12 protein-coding genes are annotated in these 19,014 nt (G+C 71.5%); 5 read left to right on the top strand and 7 right to left on the bottom strand.

Annotation, left to right across the window (positions count from 1 at the left end; genetic code table 11):
- Positions 1-134 precede the first annotated feature (134 nt).
- Together ACZ60B_RS28695 and ACZ60B_RS28690 are read left to right on the top strand one after the other, a co-directional pair.
- Entirely contained in the window at positions 135-4,568 is a 4,434-nt protein-coding gene (locus ACZ60B_RS28695; protein WP_469391889.1) for an RICIN domain-containing protein, read from the top strand.
- On the top strand, positions 4,565-5,308 hold the full coding sequence (locus tag ACZ60B_RS28690; protein ID WP_469391887.1) for a hypothetical protein: 744 nt from the start codon (positions 4,565-4,567) through the stop codon (positions 5,306-5,308). The genes ACZ60B_RS28695 and ACZ60B_RS28690 overlap by 4 nt, the downstream gene beginning before the upstream one ends.
- 77 nt (positions 5,309-5,385) lie before the next feature.
- On the opposite strand, the gene ACZ60B_RS28685 is transcribed toward ACZ60B_RS28690, so the two are convergent.
- The 7 genes from ACZ60B_RS28685 to ACZ60B_RS28655 all read right to left on the bottom strand — a co-directional run bounded on the left by ACZ60B_RS28685 (position 5,386) and on the right by ACZ60B_RS28655 (position 16,303).
- Positions 5,386-8,301 carry a glycoside hydrolase family 3 protein gene (locus ACZ60B_RS28685; RefSeq protein ID WP_469391885.1) on the bottom strand — a complete coding sequence of 972 codons (2,916 nt, stop codon included), beginning with the start codon at positions 8,299-8,301 and terminating at the stop codon, positions 5,386-5,388.
- Positions 8,302-8,364: 63 nt separating this feature from the next.
- Positions 8,365-9,375 carry a LacI family DNA-binding transcriptional regulator gene (locus ACZ60B_RS28680; RefSeq protein WP_469391882.1) on the bottom strand — a complete coding sequence of 337 codons (1,011 nt, stop codon included), beginning with the start codon at positions 9,373-9,375 and terminating at the stop codon, positions 8,365-8,367.
- A gap of 91 nt (positions 9,376-9,466) precedes the next feature.
- Entirely contained in the window at positions 9,467-11,734 is a 2,268-nt protein-coding gene (gene yicI, locus ACZ60B_RS28675; protein ID WP_469391880.1) for an alpha-xylosidase, read from the bottom strand.
- Positions 11,735-11,744: 10 nt separating this feature from the next.
- Entirely contained in the window at positions 11,745-12,566 is an 822-nt protein-coding gene (locus ACZ60B_RS28670) for a carbohydrate ABC transporter permease (RefSeq protein ID WP_469391878.1), read from the bottom strand.
- The gene (locus tag ACZ60B_RS28665) at positions 12,563-13,528 is read right to left on the bottom strand and encodes a carbohydrate ABC transporter permease (RefSeq protein ID WP_469391876.1); all 966 of its coding nucleotides are present in this window, start codon (positions 13,526-13,528) and stop codon (positions 12,563-12,565) included. Before ACZ60B_RS28665 ends, ACZ60B_RS28670 begins: the two co-directional genes overlap by 4 nt.
- Positions 13,525-14,820, bottom strand: coding sequence for an ABC transporter substrate-binding protein (locus ACZ60B_RS28660; protein WP_469391874.1), 1,296 nt, complete (start codon positions 14,818-14,820; stop codon positions 13,525-13,527). The genes ACZ60B_RS28665 and ACZ60B_RS28660 overlap by 4 nt, the downstream gene beginning before the upstream one ends.
- Before the next feature lie 196 nt (positions 14,821-15,016).
- Positions 15,017-16,303, bottom strand: coding sequence for an MFS transporter (locus tag ACZ60B_RS28655; protein WP_469391872.1), 1,287 nt, complete (start codon positions 16,301-16,303; stop codon positions 15,017-15,019).
- Between the two features lie 83 nt (positions 16,304-16,386).
- Between ACZ60B_RS28655 and ACZ60B_RS28650 the strand changes: the two genes are divergently transcribed.
- The 3 genes from ACZ60B_RS28650 to ACZ60B_RS28640 all read left to right on the top strand — a co-directional run.
- Positions 16,387-17,358, top strand: a complete 972-nt coding sequence (locus tag ACZ60B_RS28650) for a LysR family transcriptional regulator (RefSeq protein WP_469391870.1) — start codon at positions 16,387-16,389, stop codon at positions 17,356-17,358.
- 541 nt (positions 17,359-17,899) lie between these two features.
- Positions 17,900-18,580: a hypothetical protein gene (locus ACZ60B_RS28645; RefSeq protein WP_469391868.1), complete on the top strand. Its 681-nt coding sequence runs from the start codon at positions 17,900-17,902 to the stop codon at positions 18,578-18,580.
- A partial coding sequence (locus ACZ60B_RS28640) for a polysaccharide deacetylase family protein (protein WP_469391866.1) occupies positions 18,580-19,014 on the top strand: 435 nt, incomplete at its 3' end. The genes ACZ60B_RS28645 and ACZ60B_RS28640, both read left to right, overlap by 1 nt.

Raw genomic sequence — 19,014 nt, 5'->3', positions numbered from 1 at the left:
CCGCGCCTGCGCCTGACCCGCGCACGGCACTTCCACCTCTTCGAGCGGGCGCCCTGGCCTGCCCTCTTCCTTCACGAAGAACATTTCCTTCACGAAGAACGGATGCTCTTTTGCGCTCCAGACCATGGTTCGTCATGTCTCCGGCACGAAAATCCGGGTATCTCACGCGACTTGTGCCCTCCGTCCTCGCCCTCGCCGTGCTGGCCACGGTCGCCGGGCAGCCGGAGCTGACCCACAACCGGGACGACGACTTCAGCCCGGTGGCCGACAGCTACGACGGCTTCGACGCCAAGGCCGCCGAACAGCTCCGTCAGGACGAGTGCCTGATGAGCGACGTGCTGCGCATGGGCGGCCCCGCGATGTACTCCGTCGCGCAGGACGGCCTCAACCAGACCCCGGACAAGCTCCACACGGCGGCCGACCGGCAGTACTGGAACACCACCCCGCTGAGCACGGCGTTCCAGAAGGACCGCGACGACATCGACAAGATCGACCTCTATGGCCGGCTCAAGGAGTGGCAGAAGCCGCTGTCCGGGCTTCCCACACCCGGCGGTTTCAAGACCGTCGCGGACTTCAACGATCCGCCGGGCACGGCCGGCCGGGGCCAGGACTTCTTCGCGCAGGTGGGCATCACCCCGTGGCTGGGCGCGCGGTGGTGGAAGAGCGAGAGCGACTACTACGAGGACCCGACCCCGCTCGCCGACGACGCGACCCTCAAGGCGGTCAAGGACCTCGGCACCCCGCTCTACGGCAAGGACCCGGACGCGACGCTCCCGACGTGGAGCCGGGACTACGAGGAACACCGGGCGTGGGACAGCCTGGTGAACTGGTCCCTGGAGCCGACCGGAGCCGACAACGCCCGTGTCTTCCTCTCCTCCGGCGGCTTCCCGCGTACGGCTCCCGAGCCGGGCAGCGTCGAGTACCGCATGGCCGTGGAGGACCTGAAGACCCGGTTCGCCTCGTGCGCCTGGCGTACTCCGGCCGACCCGAACAAGGTCCTCGGCAAGGAGGTCGCGGCCGCGTCCGGCGAGTGGCAGCAGGAGATCGCCGCCCAGACCGCCCAGCGCAACCAGATCCTCAACGCCAACCGTGACTCCACCAAGTCCCTGGCCGCCGGAGCCTCGGCGCTGGGCGAGATGCTGGGCCAGTCCTGGATCGCCGACCATCTGACCCGCTGGCAGGACTACTGGTCCGCGGGCGGTGCCGGCTGGATCGGCGACAGCCCGATGGTGATCCACGCGCACGGCGCCACCGACAAGTGCCTCGAGGTCGGCGGCGGCAAGAAGGACAACGGAACCCCGGTGCAGATCTACACCTGCAACGGCTCGGCCGGCCAGAAGTGGCAGATCAGCGGTGACACGCTGGTCAACGTCAACTCCGGCAAGTGCCTGGACGTGAAGGGCTCCGGCACCGCGAACGGCACGGTGCTGCAGATCTACACCTGCAACAGCAGCGCCTCCCAGAAGTGGGCGTACAACACCCACGCGACCACGCGGCTGTACAACCCCGGCACCGCCAACTGCGTCGACCTCGCGACCTACGACAACAGCCATGACGGGCGGATGTGGGACTGCAAGGGCACCGACCCGCAGAAGTTCGACATCGTCCCGTCGGGCCACAACGGCACCGACAGGCTGGACTACCCGACCAAGGCGCAGTTCGACAGGGCGAAGAAGGGCGTCGCCGACGCGCAGGCCGAGTCGAAGAAGCAGCTCGACCTGATCAAGGCGCAGGCCGCTGCCGCGAAGAAGTCCGCCACCGACACGGACACCGCCACGAAGGCCGCCTACGCGATCGCCGACCGGGCCGGTGCCCCCCGGGGCCGCGGTCTGCTGGTCGGACAGCAGAAGGCCCAGGTGACGAAGGCGTCGGCGGCCGCCCTGGACGCGCTGTCGAAGGCCGGTGACACCGCGTACGCGGCGACCCGTGCCGCAGCCGGGGACAGCGAGACGATCGCCGCGCGGGCGCTGACGCAGGCCGCGCAGTCGAAGGCCGCGTTCCGTACGGCCGCCGCGCAGGAGGCCGACGCCCAGGCAAAGGCCGCCGCCGACGCGGCCGTCGTACAGGCGAAGACGGCCAAGGACGCGCGGGACACCGCACGGGCCAAGCTCGCCGAGACGCTGAAGGCCGAGGCGGACGCGAAGGCGGCGGCCGCCACCGCGCACGCCAAGCGGCTCGCGGCGGAGGCCGAGGAGGCCACCGCGAAGGCGGAGAAGGAGACCGCCGCGGCCAAGCAGGCGGAGGCCGCGCAGCACAAGTCCAACGCCGAGGGCTACGCGAAGACCGCCGCCGACGCCAAGGACCGGGCGGAAGGCGCCGAGGGCACTGCCCGCACCAAGCGGCAGGACGCCGAGGCCGCGCGGGACCGGGCGAAGGACAAGCGGGACGACGCCTGGGACGCGGAGAGCAAGGCGAACGCGGCCCGCGCCAAGGCCGACGCCAAGGACGCCTACGCCGAGGCGCACGACTCGGCCGACGACGCCACCGAGTCACGGGCGGCGGCGAACGACGCCGACAAGGCCGCCGACGACGCGGAGGCGGCGGCGGGTTCGGCCCGCTCCGAGGCGGACGCGGCGACCAAGGCGGCCGCCGACGCGGACGCCGCGGCGACGCGCGCGGAGGCCGCGGCCAAGCGGGCCCGCTCCGACTCGGACGCGGCGCAGGCCGCCAAGGCGAAGGCGGACGCCGCCGTGCGCACGGCGACCAGCGCTGCCGCGGACGCCATCGTGGCCTCCGAGGCCGCCGCCGGTGCCGCCCGTACGGCCGTGAAGCTGGCCGACGACGCCGAGAAGAGCGCCGCCGACGCCAAGAAGCAGGCCGACGCGTCGAAGGCGGAGGCCGCCAAGGCGGTCGCGGGTGCGGCCGACGCCGCCGGTCACGCCTACACCACCGCGCAGGCCGCGGAGGACGCGGGCGCTTCCGCCCGGCAGGTCGCCGCACCGGCGAACGACGCGATCCAGCTCGGCTCGCCCTATGTCACCACCGACTCGGCCGCCGGTCTCGTCGTCCTGACGGGCCAGTCGTCGAAGACGATCGCCGAGCAGCAGCAGGCGGTCGCGGAGGCGCACGCGGCCAACGCGAAGAAGAACGCCGAGCAGGCGCAGACCCTCGCCGACGCGGCGACCGGCGACGCGAAGGCGGCGTACACACTCGCGGCCGAGGCAGCCGGACACGCGGCGGACGCCCGTAAGTCGGCGAAGGAGGCGCTGGGTTACGCGTCCGAGGCGGCGAAGGCCGCGGCGGACGCCCAGCTCTCGCTGGCCCGTGCCATCGACTACGACCAGCAGGCCGGCGAGGACGCGGCCGCCGCCGACAAGGCGGCCGGACGCGCCGAGGGCTACGCCAAGGACGCCCGTTCCTCCGCCGACCAGGCGGCCCAGGACGCCTCGGCCGCCCGCGCGGCAGCCGCGCAGGCGGAGCAGTCGGCGAAGGACGCCCGAGCGGCGGCCGACCGCGCCGACGCCGAGGCCACCGCGGCGGAGGAGGCGGCCAAGGACGCCCAGAAGTACGCCGAGTCGGCCCAGCAGGCGGCGGACGAGGCGGAACGGAAGGACGCGAACAAGGAGGTCTCGTCGGGCTCCGGAACCGGCATCGACGGCGTCTTCTACATCGTCGACAAGGTCACCGAGACGGCACCCGCCAAGCAGCTCAACCCCTGCGACTACGTGCCCCAGGGCTGCACGGTGACGTACGAGCTGCACGTCGACCTCACGGTCAGCTACTACTACTGCGTCAACCCGGACGTCCCCGCGACCGAGGCCGGCTGTCCGAAGTCGGACTCGGTCTTCCTCAAGACGGAGACGCTCAAGGACCAGACGAACAACTGGACCCACCACTTCAGCATGGGTGACATCACCCGGCTCGGCTGGCAGGCCCTCTTCGGGGAGAAGCTCGGCGCGGTCCTGTACGAGGTCGTGCTGGGGGATGTCCGCGACTGCTACCACGGCGACGGGTCCCGTTGCGCCTGGGCCGCGGCGATGTTCGTCCCGCCGTCGATGGCCACCAAGCTCGCCGAGGCGGCCAAGCTCGCGGTGCGGGTGGAAGACGCCATCAAGACGGGCGAGAAGGCCGCGGAGGTGCTCGCGGACCTGAAGAAGATCTACGGTGAGGCAGGCGCCGCCCAGGCGATCGCCGAATCCACGAGCGCGGCGGGCATGGGGCTGCGCATCGCGAAGGCCGTGGCGGACCGGGCCAAGATCGCCCGTGGTGCGCTCGACCCCAAGCTGCTGGAGAAGCTCCAGAACGCCGGCGTGAAATTCGACAAGGCGAACACGATCTGGGTGATCGAGTACGCCAAGCCCGGCGTGAACCTCGCCTGGCTGGAGATGGGCAACGTCAACGCGGGGTTGATCCACATCATCTTCCGGCACGCGGGAGAGTTCGCGAACGCCGGGATCCGGATCGAGGACATCCCGACTTTCGTGAGCAAGGCCCTGACCGAGGGCACACGGGTCGGCACCCAGGGCGCCGGAAGGCCGATCTACGAGGTCGTCTTCAACGGCAAGGTCCAGCGCGTGGCCATTAGCGTGGGTGACAACGGATTCGTGATCGGAGCAAATATCGTATGACCGTCGCAGAACCGCGGCATGTGCTCGTGCAGGCCGGAGGCGAGCCGTCGCCGTTGTACGAGCCGGAGGATTCCTGGGCCCACGACGACCTCGGCGCCTTCACCCGTGGCATCCCGCTGGACGACGACAGGACGGCTCTCCCCGCGGATCTGGCGGACGCGCTGCGCGCCTGGTCGCTGTCCCGCCCGGCGGAGGGCTTCACCGCCCGCCCGGACCTGCGCAAGCACGTCGAGCGGGGGCTGGAGCTCGCCCAGCGCCTGGCCAGGCGGCTCGGACCGTCGTGGTCGGTGCGCTACTGGGACGAACAGCACCGGACGGTGAAGTGGCTGTGCTGGGGCTGCGACCGCCTGCACTGGGAGCGCGACGGCCACGGCACCCCGCCGCACCCGGTCGACCTCACGGTCGAGGGCGAGTTCCAGTACGGTCCGCTGCGCTCCGCAGGATTCGGGGACTTCTTCCCCGACGACCCCGCTGCCGCGCTGGACCTGTCCGACGAACTCGTCGCCGATCTGTACGCGTGGGCGAAGGGCATCGACACCACGCTGAACCTGGAACTGAGGGACCGGGAGGACGGCAAGTACGACCCCGAATGGGACCGGCTCTTCCGCGAGGGGAGGGAACTGGCGCGACGCGTCGCCCACGAGGTCGGCCCGGACCGCCGGGTGACCTACAACGGCCTGGCGAACGCCGCTGCGGCCGGACCGGTCCCGGTCACCTGGCAGGGGGACCGGCAGCTGTAGGCGGATGCCGGGCGCGGCCGGTGGAGAGGGGACGGTGATCACCGGCCTCCGCTCCACCGGCCGCGCTGTTCTCCTGCTCAGCGCAGGCTGAACGTGGACGTCCGCACCCCCTGCGACAGCACCAGGTACACGTCGGTACGACCCTTCGCCGTCGCCGCGAGGTCCGCCGTGACCGTCGTGTAGTCGTACGGCGACGACGTGCCGGTGAAGCGGGCCGTGCCGGCCAGGCGGCCCGTCGGGGAGCCCAGGCGGATCTCCACCGTGCCGGGGGAACCGGCGAGTCGGGCGCTGAACTGCTTGACGCCCGCGCTCAGTCGGGTGTCCGCGAACTTCAGCCAGGCGCCGTCCGCCGTCGCCGACACCGCCGTACCGGTCGCCTTCGACTCGTCGACCAGGCTGATCGCGCCGTGGTCGCTGTAGTCGTCGAAGTTCTCCGCCCTGGTCGGCGAGGAGAGGTTCCGGGGCGGGATCGTCTCGCCCTTCACCCGCCAGGCGGCCCGGGCGCGGATGTCCGTCGAGGAGGATCCGGCCATGACGTCGTACGTGCCCGTCTCCGTGACCCACTTGGAGCGGGTGACGTCCCAGTGGGCCAGGTCCGAGGTCCGTAGCTTCAGCCGCACGGTCCTCGTCTCGCCCGGCTTCAGCGTCACCCGGCCGAACGACTTCAGTTGCCTCAACGGCTGCTCGTCGCGGGACGTGCGCTGGTGGACGTAGAGCTGGACCACCTCGGCGCCCGTCCGGCTGCCGGTGTTGGTGACGCTCACCTCGTAGCCGCCGGGCACCTGCTTCAGGGCGCCGTAGCGGAACGTGGTGTAGGAGAGGCCGTAGCCGAAGGGGTAGAGGGCCTGTCCCTTGAAGTACTGGTAGGTGCGGCCGGACTTGATGATGTCGTAGTCGAGGATCGACGGGAGGTCGGCCGCCGACCCGTACCAGGTCTGGGTCAGCCGGCCGGCCGGGTTCGCGTCGCCGTAGAGCAGGTCGGCGAGGGCGTTGCCGGTCTCCTGGCCCGCGTGGGAGGTCCACAACAGGGCCGGGACCTGCTTCTGCAACGCGCCCAGCGTGGTCGGATAGCTGTTCTCGACCACGACCACCGTCCTCGGGTTGGCCGCGCGTACCGCCTTGACCAGGGCCTCCTGGGCGGGGGCCAGGCCCAGGTCGGTGCGGTCGTGGGCCTCGCGCCCGTTGATCGCGGGCATGGAGCCGACCACCACCACGGCCGTGTCCTTGCCCCTGACCGCGGCCACGGCCTCGTCCACACCGCTGCGGACGACGTCCTTGGTGTAGTGCGCGGCCGCCTCCTTCGTCACCAGGCCGAGGGTGCCGGCCGCGTCCGTCGGGCCGAGGTAGACCGGGTTCGACCACCAGGACTCGCCGGTCTCGTAGCCCGCGTAGCGCAGCAGGTACGTGCCGTCGTCCTGCTGCTCCAGCCTGAACTGCTGCTGTACGAACCAGCCGTTGGGCTGTGCCTGGTCGTTGACGAAGTTCGACCAGTTGTAGCCGACGTACTTGCCGTTGGCGGCCGAGCGCAGGGTGACGACGCCCGAGCCCCAGTCGAACACGTCGAACTGGGCGGAGGTGCCGGAGTCCGCGGTCTCCTTCAGGGGCGCGCCCGCATCGTCCGTGCCCGCCGTGACGTACTTCCCGGTCGCCGTGTCCTTCAGCGCGATCCGGTCCACGCCCTCGCTGCTCGCGACCGGCGTGCCGAGCTTCGCCGCGATGCCCTGCTTCGGGGTGACCGTGTACGGCGGTGTGCCGGAGTACCAGTCGGTGTAGACGGTGTCGGCGAGCGGGCCGACCACGGCGGCGCTCGCGGACCTGCGCAGGGGCAGCGTGCCGTCGTTCTTCAGCAGCACCGCGGACTCGGTGGCGGCCTCGCGGGCCAGCGCGCGGTGGGCCGGGCTGTCGATGACGGAGGCGTCGATGGCGCCGTACCGGCCGCCGCCGGGGTCGAACTCGCCGAGCCGGACCCGGACGGCGAGCACGTGCCGGGCGGCGGTGTCGACGTCCGACTCCTTCAACAGGCCTGTGGACAGCGCCGACTTGATCGCGTTCGTGGTCGGCGCGGAGTCGGTGTCGTTGTCGGTGAAGCTGTCGATGCCCGCGGTCAGCGCCGCCGCGTCCGCCTCGGCCTGGGTGGCGAAGTACTGCTGGCTGCCGGTGAGGTTGCCGGGCGCGAAGGCGTCGGTCACGTTCAGCAGGTCCCGCGAGGTCCAGCCGCGCACGGTGTCGTCGAGCAGCGGACTCACCGTGTCCGGGCGGCCGTTGACGAGGTTGTACGAGGACATCACACCGGTGGCCGCGTCCGCCGCGATCGCGGGCTCGAACGCCTGCTCGTCGTACTCCTTCAGCACCCGTGGGCGCAGCTCGGAGGACGTGGTGTCGCGCCGGTACTCGTTGTTGTTCGCGAGGAAGTGCTTCAGCGTGGGCGCCGTCTTGAGATGGTCCGGATCGCCGCCGGTCAGCCCGGTGCCGTACGCCGTGGAGATCGAGCCGGTGAGGTACGGGTCCTCGCTGTAGCCCTCCTCGTTGCGGCCCCAGCGCGGGTCGCGCAGCAGGTTGACCACGGGCGCCCACAGGTTCAGGCCCCAGCCGGCCGGGCGCTGCTGCTGGAAGCCGCGCGCCTCGTCGCCGACCGCCGAGCCGACCCGCTCCATCAGCGCGGGGTCCCAGGTCGAGGCCAGTCCGATCGCCTGCGGGAAGACGGTGGCTCTGCCCAGCCAGGCGACGCCGTGCAGGGCCTCGGTGCCGGTGCGGAAGGACTGGATGCCCAGCCGGGGGATCGCGGGCTCGTACTGGTGCAGCAGGGAGATCTTCTCGTCGAGCGTCAGCCGGGACAGCAGGTCGGTGACCCGGGCGTCCACCGAGCGGCCGGGGTCGCGGAACGGGTACGCCGGGTCGTCGGCCGCGTGGCCGGGGACGGTGGCGCCGAGGCCCGCGACCAGGGCCAGGGCGACCACCAGCGTGGTCCTGCGTCTTCTCTTCGTGCCTTTCATGTCGCGGCTCCTTCGAAGGTTCGATCAGGGCCTTGCACAAGGGGGTGGCAACGGGGGGTGGGATCAGGGGGTGTCGCGCGGCGCCGTGCTCGCCCGCCGGGTCAGCCGGGGCGGCAGCAGCGTGGCCTCGGGTACGGCGTCCCCGGCCAGCTTGCGCATCAGCAGTTCCACCGCCCGCTCGCCCACCTCCGCCGACGGCAGGGCGATGGAGGTGACGGGCACCCGCAGGGACTCCGCGAGCTCGTCGGGGCAGATCGCGGTGACGGACAGATCACCCGGGACCCGCAGTCCGAGCTGCTCGAAGGCGTCGACCAGCGGTTCGAGGACCGCCTCGTTGTGGACGACGACCCCCGTCAGTGCGGGCTGCTCGCGCAGCAGCTGTTCCGCGACCCGGCGGGCCGCGGCGGGCGCGGCCTCGCACGGGTGGACGGCCGAGGCGAGCCCGTTCCGGTCGGCGGCCGCGGTGAACCCCTGGACCACGCGCTGCGCGAACGCCGTCTGCCGCACGTACACCTCCGGCGGCGACCCGACCAGCGCCACCACCCGGTGCCCGAGCTGCGCCAGATGTTCCACGCACAGCTCGCCGGCCGCCTTGAAGTCGAGGTCTATGCAGGTCAGCCCGTCGGCCTCGGCCGGGAAGCCGATCATGACCGAGGGGCGGTCCAGGGAGCGCAGCAGCGGCAGCCGGGGGTCGTCGAGCTGGACGTCCATCAGGATCAGCGCGTCCACCAGCGCCGTGTCCGCGACCCTGCGCAGCCCCTCCTCGCCCTCCTCCTGGGTCAGCAGCAGGACGTCGTGGTCGTGCCGGCGGGCGGTGGTCACCACCGACACCGCGAACTGCATGACCACCGGCACATGCATGCCGGTGCGCAGCGGGACCACCAGCGCCAGGACGTTCGACCGGCTGCTGGCCAGCGCGCGGGCGCCGGCGTGCGGGCGGTAGCCGAGTTCGCGGATGGACGCCTCCACCCGCTGCCGGGTCTCCTCGGAGATCGGCCGCTTGCCGCTGAGCGCGTACGAGACGGTGCTGGGGGAGACTCCGGCGTGCCGGGCCACATCAGTGATCTTCACCATCGACCCAGCTCCCGCGTCGGTCCAGCCGTCATCGGTCCGGTCACCGTCGGCCCGGCCGCCATCGGACCAGATGTCATCAGTCCGGATGCCATCAGTCCAGCTCCACCGTCAGGAACCCGGCCCCGGCCGGTGCCCGTACCTCCCGCTCGCCGGCCGCCAGGCCCCACGGCGCCGAGGGGTCCTCGCAGGACGCCCGCAGGGTGTCGCCCTCCCGTACGACCGTGAAGGTCGCGTCCCCGGCCCGTACCGTCACCCGGGCGCCGCGCCGCAGCCCGTACGCCCGCAGGGTGACCCCGTCGGCGAAGTCGTAGTCGGGCCGGTCGGCCACCGCGCCCACCGGGATCACCGCCCCCGGCCGCACCAGCAGCGGGACGCTGTCGAAGCCGTGCCGCTCGCGCACCCAGCGCGGCCCGGTCACCGTCCGCCCGGTGAGGAAGTCGGTCCAGTCGCCCTCGGGGACGTAGTAGGTGACGTCGCCCTCGTCGCTGAAGACGGGCGCGACCAGGAGGTCCGGGCCGAGCATGTACTGCCGCTCCAGATGGGCGCACCCGGGGTCGTCCGGGAACTCCAGCGCCATCGCCCGCATCACCGGCGTGCCCTCGGTGTGCGCGGTGCGGGCCGCGTCGTACAGGTAGGGCATGAGGGCGAGCTTGAGCCGGGTGAACCGGCGCAGCACGTCCACCGACTCCTCGTCGAACAGCCACGGCACCCGGTAGGAGGAACTGCCGTGCAGCCGGCTGTGCGAGGACAGCAGACCGAAGGCGATCCACCGTTTGAACAGCGCGGGGGACGGCGTCCCCTCGAAGCCGCCGATGTCGTGGCTCCAGTACCCGAACCCGGACAGCCCGAGCGACAGCCCGCCGCGCAGCGACTCGGCCATCGACTCGTACGACGCCTCGCAGTCGCCGCCCCAGTGCACCGGGAACTGCTGGCCGCCCGCCGTGGCCGAGCGGGCGAAGACGACCGCCTCGCCCTCGCCGCGGTGCTCGCGCAGCACGTCGAACACGGTCCGGTTGTAGAGGTACGGGTAGTAGTTGTGCATCCGCTCCGGGTCGGAGCCGTCGGACCAGGCCACGTCGACCGGGACGCGTTCGCCGAAGTCGGTCTTGAAGCAGTCGACGCCCTGGTCGAGCAGTGCCCTCAGCTTCTGCGCGTACCAGTCGCGGGCCGCCGGGCTGGTGAAGTCGACCAGCGCCATGCCCGGCTGCCACAGGTCCCACTGCCACACGCTGCCGTCGGGCCGTCGCAGCAGGTGCCCGAGCGCCCTGCCCTCGGCGAACAGCGGTGAGCGCTGGGCGATGTAGGGGTTGATCCAGGCGCTGATGCGCAGTCCGCGTTCCTTCAGCCGGGCCAGCATGCCCTCCGGGTCGGGGAACACCCGGGGATCCCACCGGAAGTCGCACCAGTTGAACTCGCGCATCCAGAAGCAGTCGAAGTGGAAGACGGACAGGGGCAGTTCGCGGTCCCGCATGCCCTCGATGAACTTGGTCACCGTCTCCTCGTCGTAGGAGGTGGTGAACGACGTCGACAGCCACAGCCCGAACGACCAGGCCGGCGGCAGGGCCGGGCGCCCGGTCAGGGCGGTGTACTTGCGCAGGATGTCCTTCGGGGTCGGACCGTAGATGACGTAGTACGTCAACTGCTGGGACTCCACGCTGAACTGGACCCGGGACACCGACTCCGAGCCGACCTCGAAGGACACCTTGCCCGGGTGGTCGACGAAGACGCCGTAGCCCGCGTTCGTCAGGTAGAACGGGACGTTCTTGTAGGCCTGTTCGGTGGCGGTGCCGCCGTCGGCGTTCCAGATGTCGACGACCTGGCCGTTCTTGACGAGCGGGCCGAACCGTTCGCCGAGGCCGTAGACGCTGGTGCCGACCCCGAGTCCGAGCTGTTCGCGCAGGTAGTGGGCGCCCGTCGCGTCCCGCATGATGCCCATGCCCTTGGGGCCGCTGCCGGTGAGCGCCCGGCCGTGGGCGAGGAAGTCGACGCGCCAGGGGCCGGTGCGGGCCACCCGCAGGGTGAGCGCGCCGGAGGTCAGGGCCGCGTGCTCGTCGTCGTGGGTGATCTGGGGGCTGAACTCCTCCCTGCTCACCTCGAACCGCGGTCCGCGCGGCTGCTCGCCCTCGAAGTGGGTGAGGGTGACGCCGATGACGTCGGGCAGCGGCGCGTGCGCGCTGATCGTCACGACCGGTCCCTTCAGCAGGTCGCCGCGGTGGCGGATGGGCTGGGTGGGCGCGTGGATCTCCAGGGTGCCGTCCCCGGAGGGGGTGCCCGCGGTGGCGGTGACATCGAGGACCTCGACCGGGTGGGCCGCGGTGACGCCCTCGCGCAGCAGCCAGTAACCGTCGGTGAACTTCACGTGGGGGTCCTTACTTGACGGCACCCACGGCGATGCCGCGGGTGAGGGTCCGCTGGAAGACGAGGAAGAACACGATCGCGGGCAGCACGCCCAGCAGCGCCGCCGCGTTGGTCATGGTGGCGTCCATCAGACGCTGGCCCTGGAGGACGCCGAGGGCCACCGAGACGGTCTGGTTGTCGTTGGAGATCAGCATCACCAGGGGGAGCAGGAACTCGTTCCAGGTCCAGATGAAGAAGAAGACCAGGAGCACGCCGATGGTGGGGCGGCTGACCGGGACGACGATCCGCCACAGCACCTGCCACCTGCTCGCGCCGTCGATCCGGGCCGCCTCGATGATCTCGCGCGGGAACCGGCCGAGGACGGACGAGAGCAGATAGGTGCCGAACGCCGCCTGGATCACCGTGAAGACGATGATCACGCTCAGCCGGGTGTCGTACAGGCCGGCCTGCTTGCTGAGGTAGTACACCGGGTAGACCAGCGCCTCCTGCGGCAGCATGTTGGCCAGGACGAAGAAGGCCAGCACCCAGGTGCGGCCCTTGATCCGGCCGATGCCGATCGCGTACGCGTTCAGCACCGACAGAGCGGCCGCTCCCACGGCCACGGACCCGCTGATCAGCACCGAGTTGACGAGTTTCTGGCTGTAGTCGACGCGTTCCCAGAAGTCCTTCAGGCCGTCCAGGTAGAGGCCGTCGGGCAGGCTCAGGGGGCCGTTCTGGGAGTACTCCGTCGGCGACTTCACGGCGTTGAGCGCGACGACGAGGAACGGCACGACCATGAACAGGGCGGCCAGGCACAGGGCCACGAGGACCGGGTAACGGCGCAGGGCGGTCATGTCCGCACCCCTTCCTCCGCGTCCTCCGCACGGGTCTGGAGCTTCAGCCCGACCAGCGAGAGGGCGAGGATGATCACGGTGAGCACGGTGGAGATCGCGGCGCCGTAGCCCACCTGGGTCTTCTCGAAGAACGTGGTGAAGGAGAAGTACGACGGGACGTCGGTCGCGCCGCCAGGACCGCCCTTGGTGAGCACGTACACCGCGCCGAACACCTTGAGCGCGGCGATCGAGCACCAGGTCAGCACGATGTACGTCTCGGGGCGGATCTGCGGCAGCGTGATGTGCCGGAAGCGGCGCCACCAGCCGGCGCCGTCCAGCTCGGCGGCCTCGTACAGCTCCGGGTCGACGCGTTGCAGCCCGGCCATGAAGACCACCAGCGGGAAGCCGAGCTGCACCCACACCATGACCCCCATCACGCTGTAGAGCGCGAGGTCGGGGTCGCCGAGCCAGTCCTGCTGCCAGGAGCCGAGGCCGACGGCCTTCAGCAGGGCGTTGAGCGAGCCGTTGTCGGGGGCGAGGATCCAGCTCCAGACGATGCCCGCGACCGCGATCGGCAGCACCTGCGGCAGGTAGAAGCAGGCGCGCAGCACCGCGGCGACCCGGCTGCCGAAATGCTTGCCGACGTAGTCGAACAGGGCGGCGGCCAGGACGAGTCCGAGCCCGGTCGGCAGGACCGCCATGGCGAGGACCATGAACAGGCTGTGCCGGAACGACGCCCAGAACTCGGTGTCGTCCAGCAGTTCGCGGTAGTTGGCGAGCCCGGACCAGGTGGGGCCGCCCACCCCCTGCCAGTCGGTGAAGCTGACCCCGGTGTTCATCAGGAACGGCACGACGACGACCGCGAGGAAGGCGAGCGCGCCCGGGACGAGGAACAGCGCGTAGGAGTCACGGGGGCGGCGCGGGGGCCGGGGGCGTCCGCCCGGACCGGCCACCCGCGCGCTCCGTTCGACGGTGACCGTCATTTCTTCGGCACGCCGTTGTCGTACGCCTTCTGGAGGGCGTCGAGGTAGGCGTCCGGCGCCTCGCTGCCCGTGATCAGCTTCTGGGTCTCGGAGACCAGCACGTCGTAGAACCCGGGCACCGGCCAGTCCGGGTAGAAGGCCAGGCCGTCCCGCCCCGACAGGGTGTTGAAGTTGGTGATGAGCTGCTGCGACTTCGGGTCGGTCACCGCGCTCGCGTCGGCGGCCACCGGGACGCCGCCCTTGTTGCCGAGCAGGTTCTGGATCTTCTTCGACATGGTGATGTCGATGAAGTCGTAGGCGAGCTCCTTGTTCTTGGCGTTCTTGGGGACCACCCACAGGTTTCCGCCGGAGCCGAGGGTCAGGTTCGAACCGGGCCACAGGAAACTGCCCCAGTCGAACTTGGCCTCGTCCTGGAACCGGCCGTACCACCAGCTCCCGGAGAACAGGATCGGCGCCCTGCCCTGGATGAAGGAGACGCCCGCCTCCTCGGCCTTGGTGCCGCTGGACGTCTTGGCGATGTAGCCCTTCTTCACCCAGTCGGCGAAGGTGGTCGCCGCGTAGGTCCAGGCCTGGTCGTGGAAGTCGGTCTCGCCCTTGTACAGCTCGTAGGAGTCGACCCAGGAGCGGTCGGCCTGGGACAGGGCGAGCTGGTACAGGTACTGCTGGGCGAGGTACTCGGCGCCGGCGTTCGCGAGCGGGGTCACCTTGTTCTTGACGAACACGTCCATCGCGGCGGTCAGTTCGTCGACCGACTTGGGCTCGGCGAGCTTGTACTTGGCGAACAGGTCCTTGTTGTAGAACACCATCGTGTACTCGGCGTAGTTGGGCACGCCGTACCACTTGCCGGAGCCCATGACGCCCTGGGCGTCGTACCGGCTGGTGGTGGCGACGCCCGCGCTGAGCTTCTTGTCCCAGCCGTGCTTCGCCACTTCGGTGCTCAGGTCGGTGAGCAGGCCCTGCTTGGACAGCAGGCCCGCCGTCGCGTTGCCCTTGTTGTACTCCATGAGGTCGGGTGCGTCGGAGGAGTTCAGGACCATCTGGGCGGTCTTCTGGATCTGTTCGAAGCTCTTCTCCTCGTACTTCACCTTCACGCCCGGATGCGAGGCCTCGAACTCCTTGACGGCCTCGTTCCAGGCGGCGCCCATCGCGCTGTTCGGGGCCTCGTAGTGCCACAGCTTCAGGGTCTTGCCGTCGCCCGACGAGCCGTCGTCGGAGCTGCCGCAGGAGGTCAGGAGCAGCGATCCGGCCAGGATCACCGCACTCGCCACCACACGCCTTCGTGTCGTCAACATCCCGTGTCTCCTGGGGAGTCGGATGGAAATCGGGGGTGTCACGCGAGGAACCGTCGAATCGATTCGATGCGTGACGTCGAAGCGCTTCGACGGGGGAAGGTAGGTGGCGGCTGTGGACACGTCAATGGGGTGCGCGGGAATTGCCCGCCGCGGATCCGCCGCGGACCCGGTGCGGGTCCGCGGCGGGTCCCGGGTGTCACTCGCCGAAGGTCTGGTGCGCGAGGGAGATCAGCAGGGCCACCGCGGCCGCGGTGACCGGAACCCCGAACCCGGCGGCCGGGGCGGCGTGTTCGGACATCCAGCCGCCGGCCGCGCTGCCGCAGGCGATACCGCCGAGCAGACCGGTCACCGCGAGCGTCATGCCCTCGTTGAGGCGGCCCTCGGGGGTGCGTTCCTGCACCAGCGCCATCGTGGTGATCATCGTGGGGGCGGTGGCCGTCCCGGCGGCGAACAGCGCCAGCGCCAGCAGCGCGGGCGATCCGGTCAGGGTCGCCGCGAGCAGCGGGAGCGTCAGCATCGCCGTCATGGCGGCCAGGCACCAGGGGTGCCGCCACTCGGCGGGCCCGGACGGCTCCAGCGCCCCGTACACCAGCCCCGCCACGCACGAACCGGCCGCCTGGAGGGCGAGCACCACGCCCGCCGCCGCGCGGTGCCCGTGCGCGTCCGCGAACGCGATCGTGACGACCTCCGTCGCGCCGAACACCGCGCCCGTGGCCAGGCACACCGCCAGCAGCGGGGGCATACCGGCGGCGCGCAGCGGGGACCGGGCCGTGGGGGTGCGCTGCGGCGGCGGCTGGGTGGAACGCTGGGCGGCGAAGGCGAGCACCCCGGTCACCAGCAGCGCCGCCCCGGTCAGCGTCCCCGCCTCCGGGAAGAGGGTCCCGCACAGGAAGGCCGCGAGGACCGGGCCGAGCATGAAGCACAGCTCGTCCGCGGCCTGCTCGAAGGAGTTCGCGGTGTGCAGCGCCTCGGGCGCGTCCGCCAGCAGATGCGCCCAGCGGGCGCGCGACATGCCGCCGGTGTTGGGGGTCGTCGCGGTGGCCGCGTAGGCGGCGAACAGGGTCCAGTCCGGGGCGCCGCGGCGTACGCACAGCACCAGCGCCAGGGAACCCAGGGCCGCGAACAGCGCGGCTGGCACGGCGACCCGGGCCTGGCCGTGCCGGTCCACGAGCCGGGCGATCCAGGGGGCGACCAGCGCGGTCGCGGCGAGCCCGGTCGCGGTGACGGCGCCGGCGAGGGCGTACGAGCCCCGGGTGCCCGCGATCATCACGACCGCGCTCACGCTGAACATGCCCATCGGCAGCCGGGCGATCAGGTTCCCGGCGGTGAACGCGCGGGTGCCGGGACGGGCGAAGAGCCTGCGGTAGGGGCCGGGCGGGCGGACGCGGCGGCGGGAGGCGAAGTCGACGGCGACGACGGCGTCGGCGGTGACGGTCCAGAGCGGAACCCCGCCGGGGGTGTCGCGGGGGCTGGGCTGCGGCATGGATCAACGGTGGCGCCGACCCCGCCGACGGGTCCAACACCTTCCGTGGGCCGATTCACGCACTCCTGTTGTAAGTTCACCGGATGCCCGCTCCCCGACACCTCGACCCCAGGCTCCTGCGCGCGTTCCTCGCCGTCGCCGAGGAACTGCACTTCACCCGTGCCGCGGCCCGACTCTACGTCGCCCAGCAGGCGCTCAGCCGCGACGTGCGCAGGCTGGAGCGGGAGTTGGGGGCCGAGCTGCTGGTGCGCACCACCCGGCAGGTGACGCTGACCGGCGACGGCGAGCGGCTGGTGCCGCTGGCGCGCCGGGTGCTCCAGGCGCAGGACGACCTGTTCGGCGTCTTCGGGCAGGCCCGGCCGCTGCTGGTGGACCTCAACTTCCCGGACCAGCCCACCGCGCGCCGGGTGCTGTACCGAGCCCGTGAACTCGCCCCCGAACTGGAGTTGATGGCCCGCTACGAGAGCGGTCTCGCCGGGGCGGCCGGGGAGATGGTGGCCGGACGGCTCGATGTCTCGTTCGGGCGGTTCGCCGGCCTCGACCCGGCGCTGCGGTCCCGGCTGGAACACCGACTCGTGCGGTACGAGCCGATGGCGGTCGTGCTGCCCGAGGACCACCGGCTGGCGGCGCTGGCGGAGGTGCCGCTGGCCGAGCTGGCGGGCGAGACGGTGTACGCCGGTGCGGGCAACCCGCGGACGACGGAGTGGACGGACCTCGCACACCGTCTGTTCGAATGCCGGGGCGTCGCGATCGCGGCTCCCGTACCCCTCGCGGTGGGGGACGAGGAGTTCCAGCGGATCATGGCGAAGTTGCGAAACCCCATTCTCGCCGTAGTGGGCTTTCCGGCCATGCCTGGGACGGTGCTGCGGCCGCTCGTCGATCCGGTCCCCTTGTCGCCCGTGTCGCTCGTATGGCGAAAGGGGCTGGTCCATCCGGGATTTGACGCTCTTCGGCGGGCCGCGGACGAGCTCGCGGCCCGGGAGAGCTGGCTGAGCCGACCAACTGACGGATGGGTTCCGGCCATTGACGAAGATACGATTGGGGCCCACACCTGACACGCTGCGCACATGGATCACGCCTGTGCGCTACATTCGAGGGTCTGAGCACGGTGTGGTAATGGGGCGCGTTCGAATCGGGTGGGGGCCCGGTTCGGCGGCGGGTGCTCGGCTTCGTACGCGCTTCCGGAACTGTCCCGTGGGGGGAAGTGCGCACGTGAAGAAGTGGCGAAAAGACGCCCAACCGGAATGGCCTGCCGGCGCATCGCTGAGCCAGGACCATCAGTCGACGGGGGAGAACGCTCAGAGCCTTTCAGGAACCGGCAGAACCAGGGCGACTCCGGAACGAACCGGCCCGTCCTCGGAAGGAACCGGCCAGGCGCCCGGTGCCCGGCGGGCCGGCCGTCACGGCGGCCGTGCCCGGATCGCGACAGCCGCGACCGGACCCGACACCGGACCGGGCCCCGGCTCACGGTCCGGGGCCGAGATCCTGTCGGCGGGCGGCGCCACGCCGCCCGCCGTCCGCGACCCCTGGAGCGAGTCCGGGGCGACGGCGGCGGAGCACGGGAACGAGCACGATCCGGACGAGGTGACGGTCCAGATGGACGCCGTCCAGTTCGGCGAGAGGCTCGCGCGGGCCGCCAAGGACAGCGGACCGGAGCCCTCCGAGGCGCCGGTGTTCGTGGACGAGTCGGGGCGGCGCAGCCGCACCTTCCGACGGATCGGCATCGCCGCGGGGCTCGCCTGCGCGGCCTACGCCGCCGTCATCGTCGTCACCCTGCTGTCGGGCAATTCCACCGCGCCCTGGCTCCCGGTCCCGGTCCCGGGCCAGGACGACGACAAGCCCGCCGGCCAGGTCGACACCTCCCCGGCGCCCAGCGCCACGTCCCGCCCGACGCACGCCGGCCCCGGCGCCCCGGTACCGGGCGTGACCTCGCCCGGCGGTGCGACCGCCACCTCGGGCACCAGCCCGAAGCCCAGCGCGTCCGGCCGCAGCGGCAGCCCGAGCGCCTCCGCCGATCCCCGGCCGTCGGCCAGCGCCTCCGCGAAGCCCAGCCCCAGCGCGAGTTCCAAGGGCCCGGTGGCGGAGTCGTCGGCGCCGGTCGCCTCGTCCCCGTCCCCGTCCTCGCCGGGCGACGGCTCGCCCACGCCCACGCCTCCGGCGAGCCCGGACAGCGGGTCGCACCCGGTGGCGGAAGCGGCCCCGGAGCCGGTCCCGGTCCGGTCGGGCGCCGCCGGCGCCTCCTCGCACCCGTCCTCGCACACGGAGAACGTCCTCTGATGGCATCCCGTTCCAACCGCCGCTCCGCGAAACGGGCGGCCGGCCGGCGACGGCTGCCGCTGCGCAGCCTGCTCCCGCTCCTGTTCCTGTGCGCGATGCTCGCCATGCTGATGCTGCGCGGCTATGTGCACAGCGAGATCCTCGCCGACTTCCGGGTACGGCCCGAGGCGTCCACCGACAAGGTGCCGCAGAAGATCCTCGACGGCGGGCCGGTGATCGACACCCGCGGCGGCAAGGAGACCAGCCTGCACCTGCCCGACCACCGCATCGTCCTCACCTTCGACGACGGCCCCGACCCGAAGTGGACGCCGAGGGTCCTCGACATCCTCAAGAAGCACGACGCGCACGCCGTGTTCTTCGTCACCGGCACCATGGCCTCCCGCTACCCGGACCTGGTCCAGCGCATGGTCGACGAGGGGCACGAGGTCGGTCTG

It is taken from the genome of Streptomyces sp. NPDC104096 (assembly GCF_055584385.1).
Note: the sequence above shows the minus strand (reverse complement) of the source record. Positions and strands in the feature narration are given on the sequence as shown.